The sequence below is a fragment of the Streptomyces sp. WG5 genome, assembly GCF_049974565.1.
Lineage (GTDB): Bacteria > Actinomycetota > Actinomycetes > Streptomycetales > Streptomycetaceae > Streptomyces.
The window spans coordinates 87117-111605 of record NZ_JBNGGC010000025.1; the positions used below are offsets into that span (position 1 = coordinate 87117).

Sequence of the window (24489 nt, forward strand, 5' to 3'; positions counted from 1 at the left end):
GTGTGGACTGCCGGACCGGAGAGGGGCTGCCCCATAATTGGCTAAGCGCTTGCTCGCCCGGGTCTTGTGCCCGGTGGAACACGTTTCTAGCATCACCGGTGTTACATCAGTTGTGTCACAGAGCTGGGGGCTCGATGTCGGAAGCGGAGACAGCGGGGCGGACGCCGCCCGAGGGCCCGCTCACCGGTGTGCGCGTGGTTGAGCTGGCCGGTATCGGCCCCGGGCCCTTCGCCGGCATGCTCCTGGCCGACCTGGGCGCCGACGTCGTCCGCGTCGACCGTCCCGGCGGACCCGGCCTCGCGATCGACCCCGCCCACGACGTCACCAACCGCAACAAGCGTTCGGTGATCGTCGACCTGAAGTCACCGGACGGCCCGGCCCGCGTCCTCGACCTCGCCGAACGCGCCGACGTCCTGATCGAGGGCTACCGCCCCGGCGTCGCCGAACGGCTCGGCGTCGGTCCCGAGCACTGCCGCGCCCGCAACCCCCGCCTCGTCTACGGCCGCATGACCGGCTGGGGCCAGACCGGCCCCCTCGCCCAGAGCGCCGGCCACGACATCGGGTACATCGCGCTCACCGGCACCCTCGGCATGATCGGCGACCCCGACGCGCCGCCGGCCGTCCCCGCCAACCTCCTCGGCGACTACGCGGGCGGCTCCCTCTACCTGGTCGTCGGCATCCTCGCCGCCCTGCACCACGCCCGCGCGACCGGCACCGGCCAGGTCGTCGACGCCGCCATCGTCGACGGCACCGCCCACCTGTCCTCGATGATCCACGGCATGCTCGCCGCCGGGGGCTGGCAGGACCGCCGCGGCGCCAACCTCCTCGACGGCGGCTGCCCCTTCTACGGCACCTACGAGACCGCCGACGGCCGGTACATGGCGGTCGGCGCCCTGGAGCAGCGGTTCTACGCCGAGTTCATGGAGCTCCTCGGCATCCCCGACCAGGCGCCCGCCCGCGACGACATGGCCCGCTGGGCCGAGCTGCGCGAGGCCATCGCCACCCGGTTCAGGTCCCGCACCCGGGACGGGTGGACGGCCGTCTTCGCGGACTCCGACGCCTGCGTCGCCCCCGTCCTGTCGCTCCGCGAGGCCCCGCACCACCCGCACCTGGCCGCCCGCTCCACCTTCACCGACCACGGTGGCGTCACCCAGCCCGCCCCCGCACCCCGCTTCTCCGCGACCCCCACCGCCGTCCGCACCGGGCCCGCCCTGCCGGGTGCCGACACCGAGACAGTGGCCCGCGACTGGGACGTCCCCCGGCTTGCGGCCTCATCCCGAAACCCTCAGTGAAAGGCCTGCCAGTGACCACCGAAGCGTACGTGTACGACGCGATCCGCACCCCGCGCGGACGCGGCAAGGCGACCGGCGCCCTGCACGGCACGAAGCCCGTCGACCTGGTCGTCGGCCTCATCCACGAGATCCGCGCCCGCTTCCCGGACCTGGACCCGGCCGCCGTCGACGACATCGTGCTCGGCGTCGTCGGCCCGGTCGGTGACCAGGGCTCCGACATCGCGCGCATCGCCGCCATCGCGGCCGGACTGCCGGACACCGTGGCGGGCGTCCAGGAGAACCGCTTCTGCGCCTCGGGTCTGGAGGCCGTCAACCTGGCCGCGGCCAAGGTGCGTTCGGGCTGGGAGGACCTGGTCCTCGCGGGCGGCGTCGAGTCGATGTCCCGGGTGCCGATGGCCTCGGACGGCGGAGCCTGGTTCAACGACCCGATGACCAACCTCGCCACCGACTTCGTCCCCCAGGGCATCGGCGCCGACCTGATCGCCACCCTCGAGGGCTTCACGCGCCGCGACGTCGACGAGTACGCGGCCCTCTCCCAGGAGCGCGCGGCGACCGCCTGGAAGGAGAACCGCTTCGAGCGGTCCGTCGTCCCGGTGAAGGACCGCGCCGGCCTCACCGTCCTCGACCACGACGAGCACCTGCGCCCCGGCACCACCGCCGACTCCCTCGCGGGCCTCAAGCCGTCCTTCGCCGACATCGGCGAACTCGGCGGCTTCGACGCCGTGGCGCTGCAGAAGTACCACTGGGTGGAGAGGATCGACCACGTCCACCACGCGGGCAACTCCTCCGGCATCGTCGACGGCGCCTCCCTGGTCGCCATCGGCTCCAGGGAGGTCGGCGACCGCTACGGCCTCACCCCCCGCGCGCGGATCGTCTCCGCCGCCGTCTCCGGCTCCGAGCCCACCATCATGCTCACCGGCCCCGCCCCGGCCACCCGCAAGGCGCTCGCCAAGGCCGGGCTGACCATCGACGACATCGACCTGGTCGAGATCAACGAAGCGTTCGCCGCGGTCGTCCTGCGCTTCGTCAAGGACATGGGCCTGTCCCTGGACAAGGTCAACGTCAACGGCGGCGCCATCGCACTCGGCCACCCCCTCGGCGCCACCGGCGCGATGATCCTCGGCACGCTCGTCGACGAACTGGAGCGCCAGGACAAGCGCTACGGCCTCGCCACCCTCTGCGTGGGCGGCGGCATGGGCATCGCCACCATCGTCGAGCGCGTCTGATCCCTGCGAGAAGCGGCACCGCGGCCACACGAAGACCTCACTGGAGACCCCTGCCATGACGACCGAGAGCACCACCATCCGCTGGGAACAGGACGACACCGGCATCGTCACCCTCGTCCTCGACGACCCCGACCAGTCCGCGAACACCATGAACCGGGCGTTCCGCGAGTCCCTGGCGGTGATCACCGACCGCCTGGAGGCCGAGAAGGACTCGATCCGCGGCGTCATCGTCACCTCCGCCAAGAAGACCTTCTTCGCCGGCGGCGACCTGCGCGACCTGATCCGCGTCACCCCGCAGACCGCCCAGGACCTCTTCGACGGCGGCATGGCGATCAAGCGCAACCTGCGCCGCATCGAGACCCTGGGCAAGCCCGTCGTCGCCGCCATGAACGGCGCCGCGCTCGGCGGAGGCTACGAGATCGCCCTCGCCTGCCACCACCGCGTCGCCCTCGACGCACCCGGCTCCAAGATCGGCTGCCCCGAGGTCACCCTCGGCCTGCTCCCCGGAGGCGGCGGCGTCGTCCGCACCGTCCGGATGCTCGGCATCACCGACGCGCTCCTCAAGGTGCTCCTCCAGGGCACCCAGTACAACCCGCGCCGCGCCCGGGAGAACGGCCTGGTCGACGAGGTCGCCGACAGCCGCGAGGACATGCTCGCCAAGGCCCGCGCCTTCATCGACGCCAACCCGGAGTCCGCCCAGCCCTGGGACCGGCCCGGCTACCGCATCCCCGGCGGCACCCCCGCCCACCCCAAGTTCGCGGCCAACCTGCCCGCCTTCCCCGCCACCCTGCGCAAGCAGACGAACGGCGCCCCCTACCCGGCACCGCGGAGCATCATGGCCGCCGCCGTCGAGGGCTCCCAGGTCGACTTCGAGACCGCCCAGGTCATCGAGGCCCGCTACTTCGTAGAGCTGGCCGCCGGACAGACCTCGAAGAACATGATCCAGGCGTTCTTCTTCGACCTCCAGGCCGTCAACTCCGGCGCCAGCCGCCCGAAGGGCGTCGAGCCCCGCGAGGTCTCGAAGGTGGCCGTCCTCGGCGCGGGCATGATGGGCGCGGGCATCGCCTACTCGTGCGCCCGCGCGGGCATCGACGTCGTGCTCAAGGACGTCTCCCTCGAAGCGGCCCTCAAGGGCAAGGCCTACTCCGAGAAGCTGTGCACCAAGGCCGTCGCCAAGGGCCGTACGACGCGGGAGAAGGCCGACGCGCTGCTGGCCCGCATCACGCCGACCGCCGAGGCCGCCGACCTCGCGGGCTGCGACGCGGTCATCGAGGCCGTCTTCGAGGACACCTCGCTCAAGCACAAGGTGTTCCAGGAGATCCAGGACGTCGTCGCCCCCGACGCGCTGCTCTGCTCCAACACCTCCACGCTCCCCATCACCGCGCTGGCCGAGGGCGTCGAGCGGCAGGCCGACTTCATCGGACTGCACTTCTTCTCGCCGGTCGACAAGATGCCGCTCGTCGAGATCGTCAAGGGCGGGCGGACGGGTGACGAGGCGCTGGCCCGTGCGTTCGACCTGGTGCGGCAGATCAGGAAGACGCCGATCGTGGTCAACGACTCGCGTGGCTTCTTCACCTCCCGGGTCATCGGCCACTTCATCAACGAGGGCGTGGCGATGGTCGGCGAGGGCATCGAGCCCGCCTCCGTCGAGCAGGCGGCGGCCCAGGCGGGTTACCCGGCCAAGGTGCTCGCCCTGATGGACGAGCTGACCCTCACGCTGCCCCGGAAGATCCGCGAGGAGACCAGGCGGGCCGTGGAGGAGGCGGGCGGTACCTGGACCGCCCACCCCGCCGAGGCCGTCATCGACCGCATGATCGACGAGTTCGGCCGTCCGGGACGCTCGGGCGGCGCCGGGTTCTACGAGTACGGGGACGACGGCAAGCGGGCAGGACTCTGGCCGGGTCTGCGGGAGCACTTCACCGAGCCCGGGTACGAGATCCCCTTCGAGGACATGCAGGAACGCATGCTCTTCTCGGAGGCGCTCGACACGGTCAGGCTTCTGGAGGAGGGCGTGCTGACCTCCGTCGCCGACGCCAACATCGGCTCGATCTTCGGCATCGGCTTCCCCGGCTGGACCGGCGGCGTCCTCCAGTACATCAACGGCTACGACGGCCACGCCGGGGCAGGTGCCGGCCTGCCCGGCTTCGTGGCACGCGCCCGCGAGCTCGCCGACCGCTACGGCGAGCGCTTCACGCCGCCCGCGCTGCTGGTGGAGAAGGCGGACAAGGGGGAGGTCTTCACCGACGCCCGTTGAGCCGCCGCGTCACCCGCCCGTGTGTGCGCCGGCGCCGTCGTCGGTGTCCTTGTCGAGCCACTCCCGCAGCTCCGCACGAAGCGACCGCTGGAACGTGGTCAGCAGCGCCCGGACCACGAGCGGGTGCATGTGCGCGGACAGGGACCGCACGTCCCGCGCGTCGCGTTCGGCGACCGCGTCGCGCAGCAGCCGCGACAGGTCGCGCGCGGCGGCGCGGGAGTGGTCGAGGAGGGCCGTACGGGCGGCGAGGAGCGTCTCGGGCGAGAAGGGCATGTCGAGCAGCTCGACGCCGAGCCGGAGCAGCCCGGCGTCGAGCCGGTAGGCGTCACCGTCCCGCGCGACGACGTCCATCGCGGTCAGCCGGTCCACCTCGTCGTCCGTCAGCGGCCGGCCCGCCCGCCGGTCCAGCTCCTCGCGCGTGACGCTCTCCACCGTCTCCGGAGCCCAGGAGGCAACGACCGCGCGCTGCAGCGCGAGGTCGTGGGGGCTCAGGTCCGGCGGCAGCTGCTGCAGATACCGCTCGATCGCGGCCAGCGTCATGCCCTGGTGCTGCAACTCCTCGATCAGCGCCAGCCGGGCCAGATGCTCCCCGCCGTAGCGCCCCACCCGGCGCGGGCCGATCGCCGGCGGCGGCAGCAGCCCCCTGGTGCCGTAGAAGCGGACCGTGCGCACCGTGACGCCGGCCCGCGCGGCCAGCTCGTCGATCGTGAGGGTCGGCTCCTCGGTGTCGGTCGTCGTCATGAGCAGCAGTATCGCTGTCTCACCAGTGCTGTGACACCTCTTGTGCACCGTGTAGAGAGGGCCGACGGATCGTGTGACAAGTCACGCTGTGTGACATGGACCATCGCATGCCCACGCAGAGTCGTGGGAAAGTGCTGCCTTGGTCTGTGCCGTCCATGGGTGGTGCGGGCCCGGAACACAGGTACGGACGACTCGGGCGCACCCCGCCCGAGGGCACCAGAGAGTGGAACCACCCGTGAGCAAGGACGCCGTCGACACGGCACAGGCCGCCGCCCACCCCCAGGCGACCGGGACCATCCCCGCGGACGCGGGGGACGCCGGATACAGCAAGGGCCTCAAGGCCCGCCACGTCAACATGATCGCCATCGGCGGCGCGATAGGCACCGGCCTCTTCCTCGGCGCCGGCGGGCGCCTGCGCGACGCGGGCCCGGCGCTCGCGATCGCCTACCTCGTCTGCGGCGTCTTCGCCTTCTTCGTGGTCCGGGCACTCGGTGAGCTGGTGCTCTACCGGCCCTCCTCCGGATCCTTCGTGTCCTACGCGCGCGAGTTCCTCGGCGAGAAGGGCGCCTACGTCGCCGGCTGGATGTACTTCCTGAACTGGTCGACGACCGGTATCGCCGACATCACCGCGATCGCGTTGTACACGCACTACTGGAGCATGTTCACGAGCATCCCCCAATGGGTGCTCGCGCTGATCGCCCTCGCGGTGGTCCTGGCGGTGAACCTCATCTCGGTGAAGATCTTCGGTGAGATGGAGTTCTGGTTCGCGATCATCAAGGTCGCCACCCTCGTCGGCTTCATGCTGATCGGCATCTTCCTGCTGGCCACCCAGCACGACGTGGGGGGCCAGACCCCGGGCGTGAGCGTCATCACGGACAACGGGGGCGTCTTCCCGCACGGCGTGATGCCCGTCGTCCTGGTGATGCAGGGCGTGATCTTCGCGTACGCGGCCCTCGAACTGGTCGGTGTCGCCGCGGGTGAGACCGCCGAGCCGGAGAAGGTCGTCCCGCGCGCGGTGAACTCGATCATGTGGCGTGTCGCCCTGTTCTACGTCGGCTCGGTCGTCCTGCTGGCCCTGCTGCTGCCCGGCTCGCTCTACTCCGGCGACGAGAGCCCGTTCGTCACCGTCCTGTCGAGGATCGGTGTCCCGGCGGCCGGTGACGTGATGAACCTCGTGGTCCTCACCGCCGCGATGTCGTCCCTGAACTCCGGCCTGTACTCCACCGGCCGCATCCTGCGCTCCATGGCGATGGCGGGCTCCGCGCCCAGGTTCACCAGCGTGATGAGCCGCAGCCAGGTGCCCTACGGCGGCATCCTGCTGACCTGCGGGGTCTGCGTCCTCGGCGTCGGCCTGAACTACCTGGTGCCGAGCAAGGCCTTCGAGATCGTGCTGAACGTCGCCTCCCTGGGCATCATCAGCACCTGGGTGATCATCATGGTCTGCCACCTGGTCTTCGTGCGCCGGGCGCGCGCGGGCCTGGTCGCCCGGCCGCACTTCCGCCTGCCCGGCAGCCCGGTCACGGAGATCGCCACGATCGTCTTCCTGCTGGCGTGCCTCGGCATGATGTGGAACGACCCCGAGGTCGGCCGCAAGACCCTCCTGCTCATTCCCGTGCTCGCCGTCATGCTGGTCGCCGGCTGGTTCGGCGTGCGCCGCCGGGTGGCGCGGAACGCCGACCAGGAGCTGGGCAGCCTCACCCCATAGGACAGGGTGCCCCGGGCCGCGGCCACTGTCAGTGGTGGCCTCTACTGTGGCGTCATGTCGGAGATCAGGTATGTCCGGGGTGACGCCACCGTCCCGTCGGTCAAGGGCGTCAAGATAATCGCCCACGTCTGCAACGACCTCGGCGGCTGGGGCAAGGGCTTCGTCCTGGCCGTGTCACGCCGCTGGCCGGAACCCGAGGCGGCCTACCGCGCCTGGCACCGCGACCGCGCCTCCAACGACTTCGGGCTGGGCGCGGTCCAGCTCGTCCAGGTCGAGCCGTACGCGTGGGTGGCCAACATGATCGGCCAGCGCGGCATGAGGACCGGCAGCAAGGGCGTCCCCGTGCGCTACGAGGCGATCGACACGGCACTCGGCCGCCTCGCCGACAGGGCGGCCGAGCTCCAGGCGTCCGTGCACATGCCCCGCATAGGCTGCGGCCTGGCCGGCGGCAAATGGTCCCGAGTCGAACCGCTCATCACCGAGCGCCTGGCCCGGCGCGGCGTCCCCGTGACGGTCTACGACCACGGCGACGCCGCCTGAGACCTGCCGGCCCAGTGCCCAGTGGCCAGCGCTCAGTGCTCGTGCACGTCGTTCGTCGCGGCGATCTTCCGCCACGACCGTGGGCGCACGGGCGCGTCCGACGCCTTCGCGAGGGACGCCGCGCGCGCCGCCGGAGCGTCGGGTCTCGACGGCTGGAACAGCCAGGTGTCGAACAGCGCGGCCAGCGGCTTGCCGGAGACCTCCTCGGCGTACCGCCGGAAGTCGGTGACGGAGGCGTTGCCGTGGGCGTACCGCGCGGGCCATCCCTTGAGGATCGCGAAGAAGTCCTCGTCCCCGACCTCGTCGCGCAGCGCGTGCACGGCCAGCGCGCCCCGGTCGTAGACCGCGATGTCGAACTGGTTGTCCGGCCCCGGATCGCCGGGCTTCACCGTCCAGAACGGGTCGTCGGCCGGGCGGGAGGCGTACGTGTAGTCGGCCAGCTCCTGCGCCGTGCCCTCGCCCTCATGTTCGGACCACAGCCACTGGGCGTACCGCGCGAAGCCCTCGTTGAGCCAGATGTCCTTCCAGCCGCGCACGGAGACCAGGTCGCCGTACCACTGGTGGGCCAGCTCGTGCACGACGACGGACACGTTCGACCCGATCGCGAACTGCCGGGGGCTGTAGAACGGACGGGTCTGCGTCTCCAGCGCGTACCCGGTGTCCGTGTTCGGCACGTATCCGCCGAGCGCGTCGAACGGGTAGGGCCCGAAGTACCCGGCCAGCCAGTCGGCGACCTCCCCGGTCCGTTCCACGCTGGCCCGCGCCGCGCCGTCGTTCGCGCCCAGGTCCTTGCTGTAGGCGTTGACGACCGGGATGCCGCTCTCGGTCGTGCCGGTGGTGAGGTCGAACCGGCCGACCGCCAGCGTGGCCAGATACGTGGCCTGCGGTTTGTCGGAGCGCCAGTTGAACCGGGTCCAGCCCAGCCGTGAACTCGTCGACCGGAGCGTGCCGTTGGAGACGGCCTGGGTGCCGTCCGGAACCTGCACCGACACGTCGTAGGTGGCCTTGTCGAGCGGGTGGTCGTTGCTGGGGAACCACCACCAGGCCGCCTCCGGCTCGCTCGCGCCGACGCCTCCGTCCGGGGTGCGGTGCCAACTGGTGAAGCCGTACGCCTTCTTAGAGGACGGCACGCCGCTGTAGCGGACGACGACGGTGACGGGTGTGCCCTTGGCCAGCGGGCTCCTCGGGGTGATCTCCAGCTCGTGCTCGCCCGAGGCCGCGAAGGACGCATCGGCGCCGTTCACGCGAACCTCGCCGACGTCGAGCAGGAAGTCCAGGTTGAACCGCGACAGGTCCTGGGTGGTGCGGGCCAGGATCGTCGCCGTCCCCTCCAGCCGGTCCGTGGCGGGCCGGTACCTCAGGCGCAGGTCGTAGTGGGAGACGTCGTATCCGCCGTTGCCGTACGCCGGGTAGTAGGGGTCGCCGATACCCGGAGCGCCGGGGGAGGGGGCCGCCGCCGACGCCGGGATCGCCAGCATGAGGGAAGCGGCGCCCAGCGCGCCCGGCACGATGATGCTGCGGTGCACGAAAGCTCCAAGTCGTCGGGGCACGAGGTCTGTTCGGAGCCTATTCGTCCCTTGTGCGTGCAGTCGTGTCCACGGCCGCCCTGTCACACGTTTGCCATTCGGCCGTGTCGCGACACCCGGCTCGAGGAGACACCCGACGCCCTCTTCTGCGCGGGAGTCGACCGATGTACCGTCCCGCGCATGCCGATACGCACGCGCTTCACGATCTGGAGACCGCTCGCGACGGCGGCCACGGCCGCTCTCATGGCAACCTTCCTCACACCCGTCGCGGCGGCGCACCCCGCAACCCCGCGACAGAGCGAACCGGTCCACTCCTACGAGGACGCCATCCGCGAGGCCGTCTGGGTGGACACCGGCCACGACGGGGACGGCGACGGCGAGGACGACCGCGTCGCCGTCGACATCGTCCGCCCCCGCGAACCCGCGCGGCAGGGCCGGAAGGTCCCCGTCATCATGGACGCCAGCCCGTACTACTCCTGCTGCGGGCGCGGCAACGAGAGCCAGAAGAAGACGTACGACGCCGACGGCGACGTCGACGGGATGCCGCTGTACTACGACAACTACTTCGTGCCCCGCGGCTACGCCTTCGTCGGCGTCGACCTGGCCGGCACCAACCGCTCCGACGGCTGTGTCGACGTCGGCGGACGCTCCGACGTCCAGTCCGCGAAGGCCGTCGTCGACTGGCTGAACGGGCGCGGGAAGGCGTACACCAGCCGCACCGGCGGCGAGCGCGCCCAGGCGGGCTGGACCAACGGCAGGACGGGCATGATCGGCAAGAGCTGGGACGGCACCGTGGCGAACGGTGTCGCCGCCACCGGCGTCGAGGGCCTGGAGACCATCGTCCCGATCGCCGCCATCTCCTCCTGGTACGACTACTACTTCAGCCAGGGCGCCCCGCTGTACGACTCCGGCCCGGAATGGCTGTCCGACTACGTCAACAGCCCCGACGCGCGCGCGAAGTGCGACGCCGTCCAGCAGAGGCTCGTCGACGGTGCCCCGCGCACCGGCGACTGGACGAAGCCGTGGACCGAGCGCGACTACGTGAAGGCCGCGAGCAAGGTGAAGGCGAGCGTCTTCCTCGTCCACGGCATGCAGGACCTCAACGTCCGCATGCAGCACGTCGGCCCGTGGTGGAACGCCCTCGCGAAGAACGGCGTCGACCGCAAGATATGGCTCTCCCGGACCGGCCACGTCGACCCCTTCGACTTCCGCCGCGCCGAGTGGGTCGACACCCTGCACCGCTGGTTCGACCACGAACTGCTCGGCCACGACAACGGCATCGACCGCGAGCCCATGGCCGACATCGAACGCGGGCCCGACCAGTGGGAGACGTCGAGGACCTGGCCGCCGCGTTCCACCGCCACCACGACCCTGCGCCCCGCCGACGGCGAGCGACCGGGCGTCGGCACGCTCGGACTGCGCCGGGACCACGGCACCGAGACCTTCACCGACGACCCCGCGCTGGACGAGACCGACTGGGCCGCGCACATCGACGAGCCCACCCCGGGCAAGGCCGGTTTCGTCACCGGTCCGCTCACCCGCGACCTGCGCCTGTCCGGCGCCTCCGAGGTCACCGTCACCGCCCGGTCCAGCACCCCGACGGCCCACCTCTCCGCCGTCCTCGTCGACCTCGGCCCCGACACCATCCGCGACTACGCCGACCCCGGCGAGGGCATCACCACCCTCACCGACCGCACCTGCTGGGGCCCGAGCACCCCGGGCGACAGCTCGTGCTACCGGGAGACGGCGGCGAAGACCACCGACGTGGACTACACGGTCGTCAGCCGCGGCTGGGCCGACCTCGGCAACCACGCGTCCAAGTGGCGGGGCCGCCCGCTCACCCCGGGCAAGGCGTACACCATCACCCTCGACCTCGCCGCCACCGACCACGTCGTCCCGGCCGGCCACCGGCTCGCGCTCATCGTCGGGGGCACCGACAAGGACCTCATCGACCCTCCCGCCGACACGCCGACACTCACCGTGGACCTCTCCCGCACGTCGGCACGCGTACCGTTCGTCGGCGGCACCGCCGCGTTCGCCGAGGCCACCGCCGGTACCGCGACCGCCGCTCCCGCACCCGCGCCCCTCGACGGCGTGACCGCGCCGCACACGACCCACCGCGTCCCGAAGGGAGGCCGATGAACCGCCTGCGCACCCTCACCGTAACCACCGCGGCGGCCACCGCGGCCTTCGCCGCGTCCCTCCTCACCGCACCGGCCCAGGCCGCCGGCCCCGCACACCACCCGCCCCGCACCGGCTTCGAGAAGACGCACGGCGCCCGCTGGACCAGCCAGCCCGAGGAGCAGGCGCTGCTGGCCGCCGCCGACCGGGCGAGCGACCGCGTCGCCGTCGACCGCATCGGCACCACGAAGCAGAACCGCCCCCTCCAACTGGTGACGATCGGCAGGCCCGCCGCCCCGAACAAGGTGCTCCTCGTGTGCAGCCAGCACGGCGACGAGCCCTCCGGCCGCGAGGCCTGCCTGTCCACCGTGCGCGACCTGGCCTACGCGACGGACCGGCGGACCCGGCGCTTCCTGGACCGCACCACCGTGCTGGTCGTGCCCACCGCCAACCCCGACGGCCGGGCCGCCGACACCCGCGGCAACGGCGACGGCGTGGACGTCAACCGCGACCACCTTGCCCTGAAGACGGCCGAGGCCCGCGCCCTCGCCGCCGTCGTCCGCGACCAGCGCCCCGACGTCCTCTACGACCTGCACGAGTACGGCGCCACACCCCCGTACTACGACAAGGACCTCTTCGACCTCTGGCCCCGCAACCTCAACACCCACACCCGGGTCCACGACGAGGCCCGCGCCCTGTCCGGCACGTACGTCCGCCCCGCCGCCGAGCGGGCCGGCCACTCGACCGGCACCTACGGCATCTGGACCGACCCCGTCACCGGCGACCCGGTCAAGCAGACCGCGGGCGACGGCCAGGAACGCATCCTGCGGAACATGTCCGGCGTGAAGCACTCGGTCGGCCTGCTCATCGAGAGCCGCGTCGACGCGCTCACCGACGCCGAGCGCGAGGACGAGGCCCTGAACAACCGGCGCCGGGTGAAGTCCCAGCTCGCGGCCCTGGACGGCATGTTCCGCTACGCCGACCAGCGGCGCGGACACGTCGAGGCGGCCACCGCGGCCGCCCGCCGGTCCGGCCCGGCCGACTCCGGGGCCGTGTACCTCGGCGGCGCGGACAACGACCCGGCCGAGCCCACCGAGGTGATCGCGGACCCGCCCTGCGGCTACCGGCTCACCTCCGCCCAGTACACGGACCTGAAGGACGAACTGGCCCTCCATGGTGTACGTGCGCGTCCGGACGGGGAGAAGGGCGCCTACGTACCGCTGCGCCAGCCGCTGCGCGCCCTCGTGCCGCTGCTCCTGGACGAGCGAGCGACGTACCGCTTGACGGTGGGTGAACCCGACACCCACTGCTGATGAGGTGAGTTCTGCGTCGCACGTGGTAAGGGCGTAACGGAGGATTGTTTTCAGCCTCACCGACTTGAAAGGTGCCGCCTGTGACGCAGGACCGACCGAGCGACAAGGAACACCACGAAAGAGGCACGCTGCCGGGTTCGGAAGCGGGCCTGCCGGGGCGGGAGCACAAACCCCGGACCGACCGCGTCGTCTTCGGCGTCACGGCTGTCCTGACCCTGGCCTTCGTCATCTGGGGCGCCGCCGGCACCGACTCGCTGGAGGACGCCTCCGGCACCTTGCTCAGCGGCCTGATGCACAACGGCGGCTGGGCGTTCGTGCTGGCCGCCTCCGGCTTCGTCGTCTTCGCGCTCTGGCTCGCGGCCAGCCGCTACGGCCGCATCCACCTCGGCGCCGAGGGGGAGAAACCCGAGTTCCGCACGGTGTCCTGGGTCGCCATGATGTTCAGCGCGGGCATGGGCATCGGCCTGATGTTCTGGGGCGTGAGCGAGCCGCTGGCGCACTACACGGCCGCCCCGCCGGGCAGCAGCCCCGCCGACTCCGGCGACCGCATGGCGACGGCCATGGCCACCACCCTGTTCCACTGGACGCTCCACCCGTGGGCGATCTACGCGGTGGTCGGCCTCGGCATCGCCTACAGCACGTTCCGCAGGCGCCGCCGTCAGACCATCAGCGCCGTGTTCACGCCGCTCATCGGCGAGAAGCACGCCAACGGGGTCAGCGGCCGGGTCATCGACATCCTGGCCATCATCGCGACGGTCTTCGGCTCCGCTGCCTCGCTCGGCCTCGGCGCGCTGCAGATCGGCTCCGGTGTCGAGAAGCTCGACTGGATGGACAAGGTCAGCACCGGCCTGCTGGTCGGCATCATCGCGGTGCTGACCGTGGCGTTCGTGGCCTCCGCGGTCTCCGGCGTCGAGAAGGGCATCCAGTGGCTGTCCAACACCAACATGGTGCTGGCCCTGCTCCTCGTCGTGTTCGTGTTCGCGGCGGGCCCGACCATCCTCATCCTCGACCTGCTGCCGACCTCGGTCTTCGCCTACCTCGGCGACCTGCCCGAGATGGCCGGCCGCACCGAGATCAGCGGCGGCGAGGGCGTCGCCGACTGGCTGGGCAGCTGGACGGTCTTCTACTGGGCGTGGTGGATCTCCTGGACGCCCTTCGTCGGCATGTTCATCGCCCGCATCAGCCGGGGCCGCACCATCCGCCAGTTCATCGGCGGCGTCATCCTCGTCCCCAGCACGGTCAGCCTGGTCTGGTTCGCGATCTTCGGCGGCTCGGCGATGAGGCTTCAGGAGCAGAACCGGCTCGGCGACGAGACGACCCCGGAGGGCCGGCTCTTCGCCGTGCTGCAGGAGTACCCCATCGCCACCGTCACCAGCCTGCTGGTGATGGTCCTCGTCGGCATCTTCTTCGTCTCGGGCGCCGACGCGGCCTCCATCGTGATGGGCACCCTCTCGCAGAAGGGCGCGCTCGAACCCAGCCGCTGGGTCGTGGTGTTCTGGGGTGTGGTGACCGGCGCGGTCGCCGCCATCATGCTCCTGGTCGGCAGCGGCGAGGGCGACGCGCTCACCGGTCTGCAGAACCTCACGATCCTCGCGGCGGCGCCCTTCGTCATCGTGATGATCTTCATGTGCGTCGCCCTCATGCGCGACCTGCGCCGCGACCCCCTCATGGTGCGCGGTGAGATGGCCTCCGAAGCCGTCGAGCTGGCCGTCATCGAGGGCCACAAGCGGTACGAGGGCGACTTCGAGATCCGCATCGGCCCGGGCCCCGGCACGGACGTGGAGGGCGATCCGATCGGCAAGCACCACTGACCGCCACCGAGGCGATCGGCCGACGGGGGACCGGAGGGGCCGGCACGCACCCGCGCGCCGGCCCCTCCGGTCCCCGGGCGCGGGTCAGCGGCAGGCGAGGCCGGCCGCCTCCCGCGCGCAGCCCCAGGCCACGGTGACGCCCGCGCCGCCGTGGCCGTAGTTGTGCACCAGCACCCGCCCGTCCGCCAGCGGCTCGCGCTCCAGCCGTACGGCGTCCCGCGCGGGCCGCAGGCCCACCAGGTGCCCGAGCACCCTCGCCCCGGCGATCTCGGGCCGCAGCGCCGCGCACCGCCGTACGATCGCCTCCGCGACCGCCGGGTCCGGCTCGGCCGACCAGGCGTCCTCCTCGGCCGTACCGCCCAGGACCAGCCGGCCGGGCTGCGGGAAGAAGTACGCCATCTCCCCGGAGACGGGATCGGTGGAGACCGCCCAGGTCCGGATGCCCGGGTTCTCCACGACGACCAGTTGCCCGCGCACCGGACGCACGGACGGGTCCGGGACCAGCTCCCGGGCGCCCAGCCCGGTGCAGTTGACCACGACCGGCGCGTCGGCCTCGGCCGGACCGGCCACCGCCCGCGTCTCCACCACGCCGCCCGCGGACACCAACCGCTGCCGCAGCCACGGCAGATGGGTCGACATGTCGATGAGCGGCAGCCGCGCCCACAGCCCCGACCCGCCGTACTCCTCCGGGGTCGCCGCACGCAAGCCCGGCAGCCGGGCGGCCGCCCACGTGCCCACCTCGTCCAGGCCGGTCTCGCCCAGCACCCCTTCGACCATGCGTACGCCGCTCTCCCCGGGCCGCGCCGCCATCTCCTCGTACACGTCCAGGGAGCGCAGCGCCCACGCGCGCGCCGACGCCACCGGCTCGATGCGGTACGGCCACCACAGCGCACCCGCGACCGCCGAGGTGGTCCGCTCGACGGGCTCCCGCGACCACAGCCGCACCCGCCTGCCGCGCTCGGCGAGAACGACGGCCGTCGTCAGCCCGATCACACCGCCGCCGACCACGACGACTTCGTCATCCAGTTCGGTTCCCACACCGGGACGTTAGCGGAATGCACCATGCCGTGCTCGAAGCGGTCCCGCCCCGGGAATACTCACCGCATGGCTGCCGAGTACGCGACCTTCGGTCTGGCCCCGGCGATGCGCGCCGGTGGCGTCCTCGCCGACGGCGACTACCAGGTCCACCGCGACTTCGTGGACTTCATCGTCGACGGACGTCCCCTGCTGTTCCGCCTCTCCGATCTGGACGCCGTCTCCCCGCTCGCCTCCGACGTGCCGCCCGCGATCTTCGCCGCGCAGGTCCGCAGCCTGCTCCTGGAGAGCGACGCCCCCCTGCCCGGCGGCCGGTACGTCATCTACGGCTGCCCCGAGTGCGAGGACCTGGCCTGCGGCGCGGTGACCGCCGTGATCCTGCGGGACGGCGACGACTTCGTCTGGCGGGACTTCGCCTGGCAGACCGGCGAACACGCCGACCTGGAGTTCAACGGCTACCACGGCATCGGCCCGTACCGCTTCCCCGGCGCCGAGTACCGCGCGGCCCTCGCCGCCCTGCTCGACGGCTCCGCGCACATCCGCCGACGGGTCCTGCTGATCGGCGCCCGCGTCGCCCTGCTCGCCAAGCTCGCCGCCGCGCTGCGCACCATCGGGATCGGCGCCGACATCACCCATGACGCCGGTGACGTACCGGCCGACGAACTGCGGGCCTACGGCGCCGTCGTCTTCGGCCGCGCGGTCCCCGAGGCGGCGCGGGCGGCCGCACTCCGCGCCTTCGCCGACGCCGGGCTGGACGTGGCCCACGTCGACGGCCTCGCCCCGATCGTCCCGCTGCTCGTCGCCCAGACCGAACACGCCCTGGACGCCGGCCCGGCCGAGCGGCGCCGGCTGACCCGCCTGACGGCGACCGGCACCGCCGCGGACGTCGAGGTCACCTCCCCCTGCCGGGTACGGCTCACCGCCTACCGTCTGGACCGCCTGCGCCGCACCCACACCCATGAGGTCTTCGACGGCGTACTCGAAGCGGGCGGCCACCGCGTCGCCCTGGACGCCCGGGCGGTGAAGGGGGAGTCCTTCGTGGTGGCGCGGGCCCCCGGAAGCGTGCTGGTGGCCGCGGTGACGCACGGGAAACCCGGCTGAGCGGGCCGCGGACCGCCGTTAGGATCGACGGTCTGATGACTGCCACCCTCGTCGCCAAGAACCTCGCCGCCGGCCACGGCGACCGCTCCCTGTTCACCGGGCTCGACCTCGTCGTCGCGCCCGGCGACGTGATCGGACTCGTCGGAGCCAACGGCGCGGGCAAGTCCACCCTCCTGCGGATGCTCGCCGGGCTGATCACCCCGGAACAGGGCGAGCTGCGCCTGTCCCCGCCCGCCGCCGCCGTCGGCCACCTCCCGCAGGAGCCGGAGCGCCGGCCCGGCGAGACCGTCCGGGCCTTCCTGGCCCGCCGCACCGGCGTCACCGAGGCCCAGCGCGCCATGGACGAGGCCACCCAGGCCCTGGTCGACGGCGCGCCGGGCGCCGACGACGCCTACGCGACCAGCCTGGAGCGCTGGCTCGCCCTGGGCGGCGCCGACCTCGACGACCGCGCCGCGGAGACCGCCGACGCGCTCGGCCTGACCGTCGGCCTCGACCAGCCGATGACGTCCCTGTCCGGCGGGCAGGCCGCACGGGCCGGTCTCGCCTCCCTCCTCCTCTCCCGCTACGACGTCTTCCTGCTCGACGAGCCGACCAACGACCTCGACCTGGACGGCCTGGAGCGCCTCGAACGCTTCGTGACCGGCCTGCGCGCGGGCACCGTCGTCGTCAGCCACGACCGCGAGTTCCTCACCCGCACGGTCACCAAGGTCCTCGAACTCGACCTCGCCCAGCGGCAGATCAACCTCTACGGCGGCGGGTACGAGGCCTACCTGGAGGAACGCGAGGTGGCCCGCCGGCACGCCCGCGACGAGTACCAGGAGTACGCCGACAAGCGGGCGTCCCTCCAGGACCGGGCGCAGATGCAGCGCACCTGGATGGACAAGGGCGTCAAGAACGCCCGGCGCAAGGCGGGCAACGACAACGACAAGGTCGGCCGCAAGTTCCGCAGCGAGGCCAGCGAGAAGCAGGCCGCCAAGGCCCGCCAGACCCAGCGCATGATCGAACGCCTGGACGTCGTCGAGGAGCCGCGCAAGGAGTGGGACCTGCGCATGGAGATCGCGTCGGCGCCGCGCTCGGGCGCGGTGGTCGCCACCCTGCGCGACGCCGAGGTCCGACGCGGCGACTTCGTCCTCGGGCCGGTCTCCCTGCAGATCGACTGGGCGGACCGGGTGGCGGTCACGGGAGCGAACGGCGCGGGCAAGTCCACGCTGCTCGCCGCTCTCCTGGGCCGCGTCCCGCTCGACGCCGGACACGCGGCGCTCGGCTCCGGTGTCCTGCTCGGCGAGGTCGACCAGGCGCGCAAGCTGTTCCACGGCCCCGAGTCCCTGCTCGACGCCTTCCGGACGGCGATCCCCGACACCGAACCGGCCGACATCCGCACCCTCCTGGCCAAGTTCGCCCTCAAGGCGGACCACGTCGTGCGCCCGGCATCGTCCCTCTCCCCGGGCGAACGCACCAGGGCGGCCCTGGCCCTCCTCCAGGGCTCAGGCGTCAACCTGCTGATCCTGGACGAACCGACCAACCACCTCGACCTGCCGGCCATCGAACAACTGGAGTCGGCCCTGGACTCCTACGAGGGCACGCTGCTCCTGATCACCCACGACAGGCGAATGCTGGACGCGGTACGCGTGACCCGCCGCCTGGAGGTGACGGACGGCAAGGTGACGGAGCGCTGAATCCCGGGCATTCGTGCCTCCCCGGTGTCCGAACGGCCGGGGAGGTACTCCCGGGGGCGGCACCGGTGGGCGCGGGGCGCCCGGCGAGCGCCGGCCCGCGCACCCCGCCACCTCCGCCGGTCGCCTACGCCAATCCGGCCCGCCGCAACGCGTCAGCCATCGCGCCGTTGGACGGAGCAGGCGCCGCCGACGACCGCCCCTTGCCGCCGCCACCACCGCCGGACGCCTGCTGCTGCCGCCGCTGCCTCGGCGGCTTGCCCCCGCGTTCCCGCTTCTGCTCTCCCTGCGCACCCTGCGGAGCGGCCTCGTCGTCCAGCCGCAACGTCAACGAGATCCGCTTCCGCGGGATGTCGACGTCCATCACCTTCACCTTGACGATGTCCCCGGGCTTCACCACGTCCCGCGGATCCTTCACGAACGTCTTCGACATCGCGGACACGTGCACCAGCCCGTCCTGGTGCACCCCGACGTCCACGAACGCCCCGAAGGCCGCGACATTCGTCACGACACCCTCCAGGACCATCCCGGCGGACAGGTCGGAGATCTTCTCCACGCCTTCCTTGAAGGTGGCCGTCCTGAAGGCGGGCCGAGGGTCGCGCCCGGGCTTCTCCAGCTCCCTCAGGATGTCCGTGACCGTCGGCAGACCGAACGTCTCGTCCACGAACTCCGCCGGCCGCAGCGACCGCAGCACGGAGGTGTTGCCGATCAGGCCGGCCACCTCCTGCCCGGCGGTCTTCACCATCCGGCGCACCACCGGGTACGCCTCGGGGTGCACGCTCGAGGCGTCCAGCGGGTCGGTGCCGCCGCGGATCCGCAGGAAGCCCGCGCACTGCTCGTACGCCTTGGGCCCGAGCCGCGACACCTTCTTCAGCTCGGTCCGCGAGGTGAACGGCCCGTTCGAGTCCCGGTGGGCGACGATGTTCTCGGCGAGCCCGGAGGTGATGCCGGACACGCGGGCGAGCAGCGGCGCGGACGCCGTGTTGACGTCCACGCCCACGCCGTTCACACAGTCCTCGACGACCGCGTCCAGCGAGCGCGACAGCTTCACCTCGGACAGGTCGTGCTGGTACTGACCGACGCCGATCGACTTCGGATCGATCTTCACGAGCTCGGCCAGCGGGTCCTGCAGCCGCCGGGCGATCGACACCGCGCCGCGCAGCGAGACGTCCATGTCGGGCAGTTCCTGGGAGGCGAAGGCGGAGGCCGAGTACACGGAGGCGCCCGCCTCGGACACCATCACCTTGGTGAGCTTCAACTCCGGGTGCCTGGTGATGAGTTCCCCGGCCAGTTTGTCGGTCTCGCGGGACGCCGTGCCGTTGCCGATGGCGACCAGTTCGACCGCGTGCTCCTCGGCCAGCCGCGCCAGCTTGGCGATCGCCTCGTCCCACCGGTTGGCCGGGACGTGCGGGTGGATCACGTCCGTGGCCACGACCTTGCCGGTCGCGTCGACCACGGCCACCTTCACGCCCGTACGGAAGCCCGGGTCCAGACCGAGCGTCGCGCGGGTGCCCGCGGGGGCGGCCAGCAGCAGGTCGCGCAGGTTGGCGGCGAAGACGTTCACCGCCTCGTCCTCCGCGGCCGTGCGCAGCCGCAGCCTCATGTCGATGCCGAGGTGCACCAGGATGCGGGTGCGCCAGGCCCAGCGGACCGTGTCCGTCAGCCACTTGTCGGCGGCCCGGCCGCGGTCGGCGATCCCGAAGCGGCTCGCGACGATCCCCTCGTACGACGACGGCCCGTCGGTGGCCTCCTCGGGCTCCAGGACGAGGTCGAGGACGTCCTCCTTCTCGCCGCGCAGCATCGCGAGGACGCGGTGCGAGGGCAGGTCGGTGAACGGCTCGGCGAAGTCGAAGTAGTCGGCGAACTTGGCGCCGGCCTCCTCCTTGCCCTCCTTCACCTTGGCGGCGAGCCGCCCGCGTGCCCACATCCGCTCGCGCAGCTCGCCGATCAGGTCGGCGTCCTCCGAGAACTTCTCCGTGAGGATCGACCTCGCCCCGTCCAGGGCGGCCTGCGGGTCCGCCACGCCCTTGCCGGCGTCGACGAACGCCGCGGCCGCGGCGAGCGGCTCCACGGACGCGTCGGCGAGCAGCCCCTCGGCCAGCGGCTCCAGGCCCGCCTCACGCGCGATCTGCGCCTTCGTGCGCCGCTTGGGCTTGTACGGCAGGTAGACGTCCTCCAGGCGCGCCTTGGTCTGGGCGGTGCGGATGCGTGCCTCGAGCTCCTCGGTGAGCTTGCCCTGCTCGCGTACCGACTCGAGGACCGCCGTACGCCGCTCCTCCAGCTCCCGCAGATAGCGCAGCCGCTCCTCGAGCGTGCGCAGCTGCGCGTCGTCGAGCATCTCGGTCGCTTCCTTGCGGTAGCGGGCGATGAAGGGCACTGTCGAGCCGCCGTCGAGCAGCTCCACCGCGGCCTTCACCTGCCGCTCCCGTACGCCGAGTTCCTCGGCGATCCTGCCTTCGATGGACCTCACGTCGATGGACGCGCTGGACCCGGGTGTCGTCACGATCCGGTACCGCCTTCTCACAGAGGTTGCGCGGCAATTGTGGCAGGTGGCGCCGACAATCGGGGATCAGGGCGCCACCCGGGCCGGTCGCGTGTGAGAGGCGGTGCCGGAGCCGGGGGTCACACCCTGCGGCCGCGGGCGGAGGACGACGCCCCGCCGAAGAGCCGGGCCAGCGCCCGGAAGGGAAGCGTCACGACGGTGGCGACGGCGCCACCGATCTGGCGCAGTACGTCTGCGATCGCACGGAACACGAAAAGCCCCTTTCCTCTCCCGGCCCCTCCGGCCGGGAGAGACACGGGTACCTCCGGATCGGCCGGACATGCCCGCCGGCGGCCGGAACCCGCTCAGCGCTTGCCGAGCAGGTCCGCCGGGAAGGCCCCCGCACCGAGCGCCGTACGCGCGAAACCGGTTGCGAGTTCCGTCAGACGGGCCACCCCGTCCGCCCCCAGGCGCGCGTAGGGGGCCGCGTCCAGCCGGTCCGTCTCCCGCTCGATCCCGTCGCGCAGCGCCACGCCCCGCTCGGTCAGCTCGCCGGCGTCGTCGATCAGCCCACGGTCACGGAGCCGGTCCGTCGCCGCGTCCCACTCCTCCCGGCTCCAGCCGCGGGTGGTGAAGATCCACTTCGGTGTCATGCCCTTGCCGGTCGCGGTGTGCGTCACCAGCGCCTCCAGACCGTCGAGGCCCGCGGCCGCGAGGGCGGCGAGGTGGCCGTCGCCCCGGTGCTCGCGCAGCAGGGTCGCCGCGTGCCAGAGCGCCAGGTGCGGCTCGTCGGGCACGGGCAGGTCCGCGTGGGCCGAGTACAGCGGGCGGGCGCCGCGGGAGCACCCCTCGGCGGCGCGCAGCGCCAGCCCGGCCGCCTCCGACAGCTCCGCCGACGTCAGGATCTCCTCGCCGAGCAGGCGGCGCAGCGTCGCGTCGACGGCACGCGCGCGTGCCGCCAGGGCCTGTTCCGGAGTGACGGTCTCCCACACCGCGGGCACGTGCCGGGCCACCAGGTCGTGCTTGTAGTTGTAGAACGTCGCCGTGACGGCGCCGGCGCCGACCGGCCCCAGCGCGGCGGCACGCACGGCGAAGTTGACGGCCCGGGGGTCGGTGACCCCGAGGGCGCCCAGTTCCCGGCCCAGGTCGGGCGAGAAGTAGAGCGTCGAGTGCAGAGAGTTGAGCGCGTTGTGGCAGCGGCGGCCGGCGCGGGCGTCGATGGCGGCAGTGGTCATGCCCGGCACGTTACCAACCGCTCAGTACGTCCTCCAGGTGTCACCGGCCCTCTTCCTGGCGGCCGCCGGACGTTCCGCGGTGGGAGCCGGTTCAGCCCGGCGACGGCGCGCTCCCCGGCACACTCCAGCCGAAGCGAGGCTGCCTGCGCTCCAGGAAGGCGGCGACCCCCTCCGCGGTGTCGCCGCTGCCGCGCGCCTGCGCGGTCCAGTACGCGTCCCGGTCCTCGCGCCCGTTCGCGAACTCCTTCGCCGCGGCCTGCGTCAGCTGCGAGCGGGACGCCAGCACCCGGGTGAACTCCTCGACCCGCTTGCCGAGTCCGCCCTCCGGCAGCACCTCGTCGACCAGACCGGTGCGCAGCGCCCGCGCGGCGTCGATCAACTCGCCGGAGAACAGCAGGTACTTCGCGGTGGCCGGCCCCGTCAGCGTCACCAGCCGCCGGGTCGAGGAGGCCGGATACACGACCCCCAGCTTGGCCGGGGTCACCCCGAACAACGCCGACTCCTCGGCGAACCGCAGGTCGCAGGCGGCCGCCAACTGGGCCCCGCCGCCCACGCAGTGACCGCGGACCGCCGCAAGCGTCGGCTTGGGGAAGGCCGCCAGCGCCTCCTCCGCGCGGACGGCGAGCTGCTGCGCGGCCTCCGCCGACTCCCGCAGGGTGGAGATGTCGGCACCGGCGCAGAACGTGGCTCCCTCACCGGTGAGCACCAGCGCCCGTACCGCCGGATCCGCCGCCAGGGTGTCGAGCAGCTCGGGCAGTGCCCGCCACATCGCGACCGTCATGGCGTTGCGCTTGGCCGGGTGGTGGACGACGACGGTGGCGACCGAGTCGGCGACCCGGTGCAGCAGCTGCGGCTCCATGCGCCGGATGTTATCCGTCGGCCCGTTGGGCTCGCGCGGACGGTGCGGGAGACAGGAACGGTCCAACAACTGACCGTGTCATACGCCAACGGTCAGAACCGTTCGATACCTGCTGACTTGTGTTCAGTTCTCCGGAGCGGAGTGACCCGTTACCAACACTCAGGGGTGTGGTGACAATCGAGCCCGAGGGTGGCGACCGGACGATGGACGAGACCGGGCCCGCGCAGCCGCTTCCGTACGAAGGCGTCTGGCGGTTCACCGCCCCCGCCGAGGACGCGTCGGTCCCGCAGGCGCGGCACGCCGTGCGGGACCTGCTGGCGCGCCAGGGCGTACCGGTCTGTGACGACGTGGCCGAGGGCCTGCTCCTGATCGTCTCGGAGCTGGTCACGAACGCCGTCCGGCACGCGGCGGTGCTGTCGCCGGTGCTCGCCGTGGAGGTCGCCGTCGGGCCCGAGTGGGTGCGGGTTTCCGTGGAGGACAGCCACCCCTACCGCCCGACCGCCCTGGAGACGGACCACGGCCGGACGGGCGGACGCGGGCTGCTCCTGGTCCGGGAGATCACCCGGGAGGCGGGCGGATCCTGTGACGTGGCCCACACGGCGAGCGGCGGCAAGGTGATCTGGGTGGCCCTGCCGCTCAAGCAGGCCCCGCGCCAGGTGTACTGACCCGTGAGGCCGGGGACGCGCGAGCGCGCCCGGCGGCAGGGCCGCTCACCAGCCGGCGGACGGGCCCGTCAGCTCGCGGACGGCGGGCCGGGCCGCGTCCAGCACCGTCATGAACCACGCCGAGAAGGTGTCCTTGCCGTGCCGTTCGGTCAGCTCGGCCGGGGACACGAACGCCGTCTCGGCCACCTCCTCCGGGTCGGGCCGCGGCGCTGCCTGCACCAGGCCGACGAACAGGTGGTTGTACTCCTGTTCGACCAGTCCTGAGGCCGGGTCCGGGTGGTTGTAGCGCACCGTGCCCGCCTCGGCGAGCAGGGACGGGGAGACACCCAGCTCCTCGTACGTCCGCCGGGCCGCCGCCGCGAAGGGGGCCTCGCCCGGGTAGGGGTGACCGCAGCAGGTGTTGGACCACACGCCGGGGGAGTGGTACTTGCCCAGCGCCCGCTGCTGGAGCAGCAGCCGGCCCCGCTCGTCGAAGAGGAACACGGAGAAGGCGCGGTGCAGCTGCCCCGGAGGCTGGTGCGCGGAGAGCTTCTCCGCGGTGCCGAGCGTCACGCCGTTCTCGTCGACCAGTTCCAGCAAAATCGCGTCTGCGGTGCCGTTCGACGAACTGTGCGTCGCGGTGGCAGGAGTGATCGGCATACCCATCCTTCACGTCGGTCCTCGCGCCCCAAGTGTGCCGTACGAATCCGGCGCTCTCGGCACTTCCCGGCACTCCCGCATGTCCCGCGCGGTGGCGCGGGCGGCGGTCGTCACCGGTCGGACGCCGAGGAGGGGCCCAAGTGATCATCGTGCCCGGCGCCGAGGGCCGGGAACCGTCCGCGGCGTGGCCGGGGGAGTTCCGCGGGGAGACGTACGGGGGACGAGCGGCGGGGACGGCTCGCGATCCGCGGGGTGCCCGAACGCACGTGCC

Annotated in this window: 19 protein-coding genes; 11 read left to right on the forward strand and 8 right to left on the reverse strand. The window is 72.3% G+C overall.

The genetic code is table 11. The features are described 5' to 3' along the window. The first annotated feature begins 134 nt into the window (after positions 1-134). The 3 genes from ACP4IX_RS24970 to ACP4IX_RS24980 are packed head-to-tail and all read left to right on the forward strand — an operon-like array spanning position 135 to position 4772. Positions 135-1292, forward strand: coding sequence for a CaiB/BaiF CoA transferase family protein (locus tag ACP4IX_RS24970; protein WP_426556663.1), 1158 nt, complete (start codon positions 135-137; stop codon positions 1290-1292). Between the two features lie 11 nt (positions 1293-1303). After that, positions 1304-2518 carry an acetyl-CoA C-acetyltransferase gene (locus tag ACP4IX_RS24975; RefSeq protein ID WP_426517335.1) on the forward strand — a complete coding sequence of 405 codons (1215 nt, stop codon included), beginning with the start codon at positions 1304-1306 and terminating at the stop codon, positions 2516-2518. A 55-nt stretch (positions 2519-2573) separates the two neighbouring features. Continuing rightward, positions 2574-4772, forward strand: coding sequence for a 3-hydroxyacyl-CoA dehydrogenase NAD-binding domain-containing protein (locus tag ACP4IX_RS24980; RefSeq protein ID WP_426556664.1), 2199 nt, complete (start codon positions 2574-2576; stop codon positions 4770-4772). A 9-nt stretch (positions 4773-4781) separates the two neighbouring features. Here ACP4IX_RS24980 and ACP4IX_RS24985 read toward each other — a convergent pair whose 3' ends face one another. Next, on the reverse strand, positions 4782-5513 hold the full coding sequence (locus ACP4IX_RS24985; RefSeq protein WP_426517331.1) for a MerR family transcriptional regulator: 732 nt from the start codon (positions 5511-5513) through the stop codon (positions 4782-4784). Between the two features lie 235 nt (positions 5514-5748). Between ACP4IX_RS24985 and ACP4IX_RS24990 the strand changes: the two genes are divergently transcribed. Together ACP4IX_RS24990 and ACP4IX_RS24995 are read left to right on the forward strand one after the other, a co-directional pair. Further along, entirely contained in the window at positions 5749-7218 is a 1470-nt protein-coding gene (locus ACP4IX_RS24990; protein ID WP_426556665.1) for an amino acid permease, read from the forward strand. Between the two features lie 54 nt (positions 7219-7272). Then, entirely contained in the window at positions 7273-7758 is a 486-nt protein-coding gene (locus ACP4IX_RS24995; protein ID WP_426556666.1) for a macro domain-containing protein, read from the forward strand. Between the two features lie 32 nt (positions 7759-7790). On the opposite strand, the gene ACP4IX_RS25000 is transcribed toward ACP4IX_RS24995, so the two are convergent. Beyond that, the gene (locus ACP4IX_RS25000; protein WP_426556667.1) at positions 7791-9284 is read right to left on the reverse strand and encodes a M1 family metallopeptidase; all 1494 of its coding nucleotides are present in this window, start codon (positions 9282-9284) and stop codon (positions 7791-7793) included. 180 nt (positions 9285-9464) lie between these two features. Between ACP4IX_RS25000 and ACP4IX_RS25005 the strand changes: the two genes are divergently transcribed. The 3 genes from ACP4IX_RS25005 (at position 9465) to ACP4IX_RS25015 (ending at position 14529) form a co-directional block, all read left to right on the forward strand. Next, positions 9465-11426 carry a Xaa-Pro dipeptidyl-peptidase gene (locus ACP4IX_RS25005; protein ID WP_426556668.1) on the forward strand — a complete coding sequence of 654 codons (1962 nt, stop codon included), beginning with the start codon at positions 9465-9467 and terminating at the stop codon, positions 11424-11426. Next, positions 11423-12718 (forward strand): M14 family metallopeptidase, encoded by a 1296-nt coding sequence (locus ACP4IX_RS25010; protein ID WP_426556669.1) that lies wholly within the window; start codon positions 11423-11425, stop codon positions 12716-12718. Before ACP4IX_RS25005 ends, ACP4IX_RS25010 begins: the two co-directional genes overlap by 4 nt. 80 nt (positions 12719-12798) lie before the next feature. Next, positions 12799-14529 carry a BCCT family transporter gene (locus ACP4IX_RS25015; protein ID WP_426517319.1) on the forward strand — a complete coding sequence of 577 codons (1731 nt, stop codon included), beginning with the start codon at positions 12799-12801 and terminating at the stop codon, positions 14527-14529. An 84-nt stretch (positions 14530-14613) separates the two neighbouring features. Here ACP4IX_RS25015 and ACP4IX_RS25020 read toward each other — a convergent pair whose 3' ends face one another. After that, positions 14614-15567, reverse strand: a complete 954-nt coding sequence (locus ACP4IX_RS25020; RefSeq protein ID WP_426556670.1) for an FAD-dependent oxidoreductase — start codon at positions 15565-15567, stop codon at positions 14614-14616. 66 nt (positions 15568-15633) lie between these two features. Here ACP4IX_RS25020 and ACP4IX_RS25025 point away from each other — a divergent pair, with 66 nt between their 5' ends. Together ACP4IX_RS25025 and ACP4IX_RS25030 are read left to right on the forward strand one after the other, a co-directional pair. Continuing rightward, a complete protein-coding gene (locus ACP4IX_RS25025) occupies positions 15634-16665 on the forward strand; it encodes an oxidoreductase (protein WP_426517315.1) in 1032 nt (343 codons plus the stop codon). Between the two features lie 35 nt (positions 16666-16700). Beyond that, on the forward strand, positions 16701-18341 hold the full coding sequence (locus ACP4IX_RS25030; RefSeq protein WP_426517314.1) for an ABC-F family ATP-binding cassette domain-containing protein: 1641 nt from the start codon (positions 16701-16703) through the stop codon (positions 18339-18341). A gap of 124 nt (positions 18342-18465) precedes the next feature. Here ACP4IX_RS25030 and ACP4IX_RS25035 read toward each other — a convergent pair whose 3' ends face one another. The 4 genes from ACP4IX_RS25035 to ACP4IX_RS25050 form a co-directional block, all read right to left on the reverse strand. Beyond that, positions 18466-20841 (reverse strand): Tex family protein, encoded by a 2376-nt coding sequence (locus tag ACP4IX_RS25035; RefSeq protein WP_426556671.1) that lies wholly within the window; start codon positions 20839-20841, stop codon positions 18466-18468. A 119-nt stretch (positions 20842-20960) separates the two neighbouring features. Beyond that, positions 20961-21092, reverse strand: a complete 132-nt coding sequence (locus ACP4IX_RS25040) for an LPFR motif small protein (protein ID WP_426517310.1) — start codon at positions 21090-21092, stop codon at positions 20961-20963. A 93-nt stretch (positions 21093-21185) separates the two neighbouring features. Further along, the gene (locus tag ACP4IX_RS25045) at positions 21186-22055 is read right to left on the reverse strand and encodes an SCO6745 family protein (RefSeq protein ID WP_426517308.1); all 870 of its coding nucleotides are present in this window, start codon (positions 22053-22055) and stop codon (positions 21186-21188) included. Positions 22056-22146: 91 nt separating this feature from the next. Further along, positions 22147-22914 carry an enoyl-CoA hydratase/isomerase family protein gene (locus tag ACP4IX_RS25050; RefSeq protein WP_426556672.1) on the reverse strand — a complete coding sequence of 256 codons (768 nt, stop codon included), beginning with the start codon at positions 22912-22914 and terminating at the stop codon, positions 22147-22149. Positions 22915-23117: 203 nt separating this feature from the next. On the opposite strand from ACP4IX_RS25050, the gene ACP4IX_RS25055 reads away from it, so the two are divergent. After that, positions 23118-23579 (forward strand): ATP-binding protein, encoded by a 462-nt coding sequence (locus ACP4IX_RS25055; protein WP_426517804.1) that lies wholly within the window; start codon positions 23118-23120, stop codon positions 23577-23579. A 45-nt stretch (positions 23580-23624) separates the two neighbouring features. Here the strand turns inward: ACP4IX_RS25055 and idi are convergent, their stop codons facing one another. After that, a complete protein-coding gene (gene idi, locus ACP4IX_RS25060) occupies positions 23625-24218 on the reverse strand; it encodes an isopentenyl-diphosphate Delta-isomerase (RefSeq protein ID WP_426556673.1) in 594 nt (197 codons plus the stop codon). Positions 24219-24489 lie beyond the last annotated feature (271 nt).

Excerpts from the sequence above, each read along its gene's own strand:
- idi (WP_426556673.1), bottom strand. The coding sequence starts at position 24,218 with ATGCCGATCACTCCTGCCACCGCGACGCACAGTTCGTCGAACGGCACC.
- ACP4IX_RS24985 (WP_426517331.1), bottom strand. The coding sequence starts at position 5,513 with ATGACGACGACCGACACCGAGGAGCCGACCCTCACGATCGACGAGCTG.
- ACP4IX_RS24980 (WP_426556664.1), top strand. The coding sequence starts at position 2,574 with ATGACGACCGAGAGCACCACCATCCGCTGGGAACAGGACGACACCGGC.
- ACP4IX_RS24995 (WP_426556666.1), top strand. The coding sequence starts at position 7,273 with ATGTCGGAGATCAGGTATGTCCGGGGTGACGCCACCGTCCCGTCGGTC.
- ACP4IX_RS25030 (WP_426517314.1), top strand. The coding sequence starts at position 16,701 with ATGACTGCCACCCTCGTCGCCAAGAACCTCGCCGCCGGCCACGGCGAC.
- ACP4IX_RS25050 (WP_426556672.1), bottom strand. The coding sequence starts at position 22,914 with ATGGAGCCGCAGCTGCTGCACCGGGTCGCCGACTCGGTCGCCACCGTC.
- ACP4IX_RS24970 (WP_426556663.1), top strand. The coding sequence starts at position 135 with ATGTCGGAAGCGGAGACAGCGGGGCGGACGCCGCCCGAGGGCCCGCTC.
- ACP4IX_RS25005 (WP_426556668.1), top strand. The coding sequence starts at position 9,465 with ATGCCGATACGCACGCGCTTCACGATCTGGAGACCGCTCGCGACGGCG.
- ACP4IX_RS25025 (WP_426517315.1), top strand. The coding sequence starts at position 15,634 with ATGGCTGCCGAGTACGCGACCTTCGGTCTGGCCCCGGCGATGCGCGCC.
- ACP4IX_RS25045 (WP_426517308.1), bottom strand. The coding sequence starts at position 22,055 with ATGACCACTGCCGCCATCGACGCCCGCGCCGGCCGCCGCTGCCACAAC.
- ACP4IX_RS25010 (WP_426556669.1), top strand. The coding sequence starts at position 11,423 with ATGAACCGCCTGCGCACCCTCACCGTAACCACCGCGGCGGCCACCGCG.
- ACP4IX_RS25055 (WP_426517804.1), top strand. The coding sequence starts at position 23,118 with ATGGACGAGACCGGGCCCGCGCAGCCGCTTCCGTACGAAGGCGTCTGG.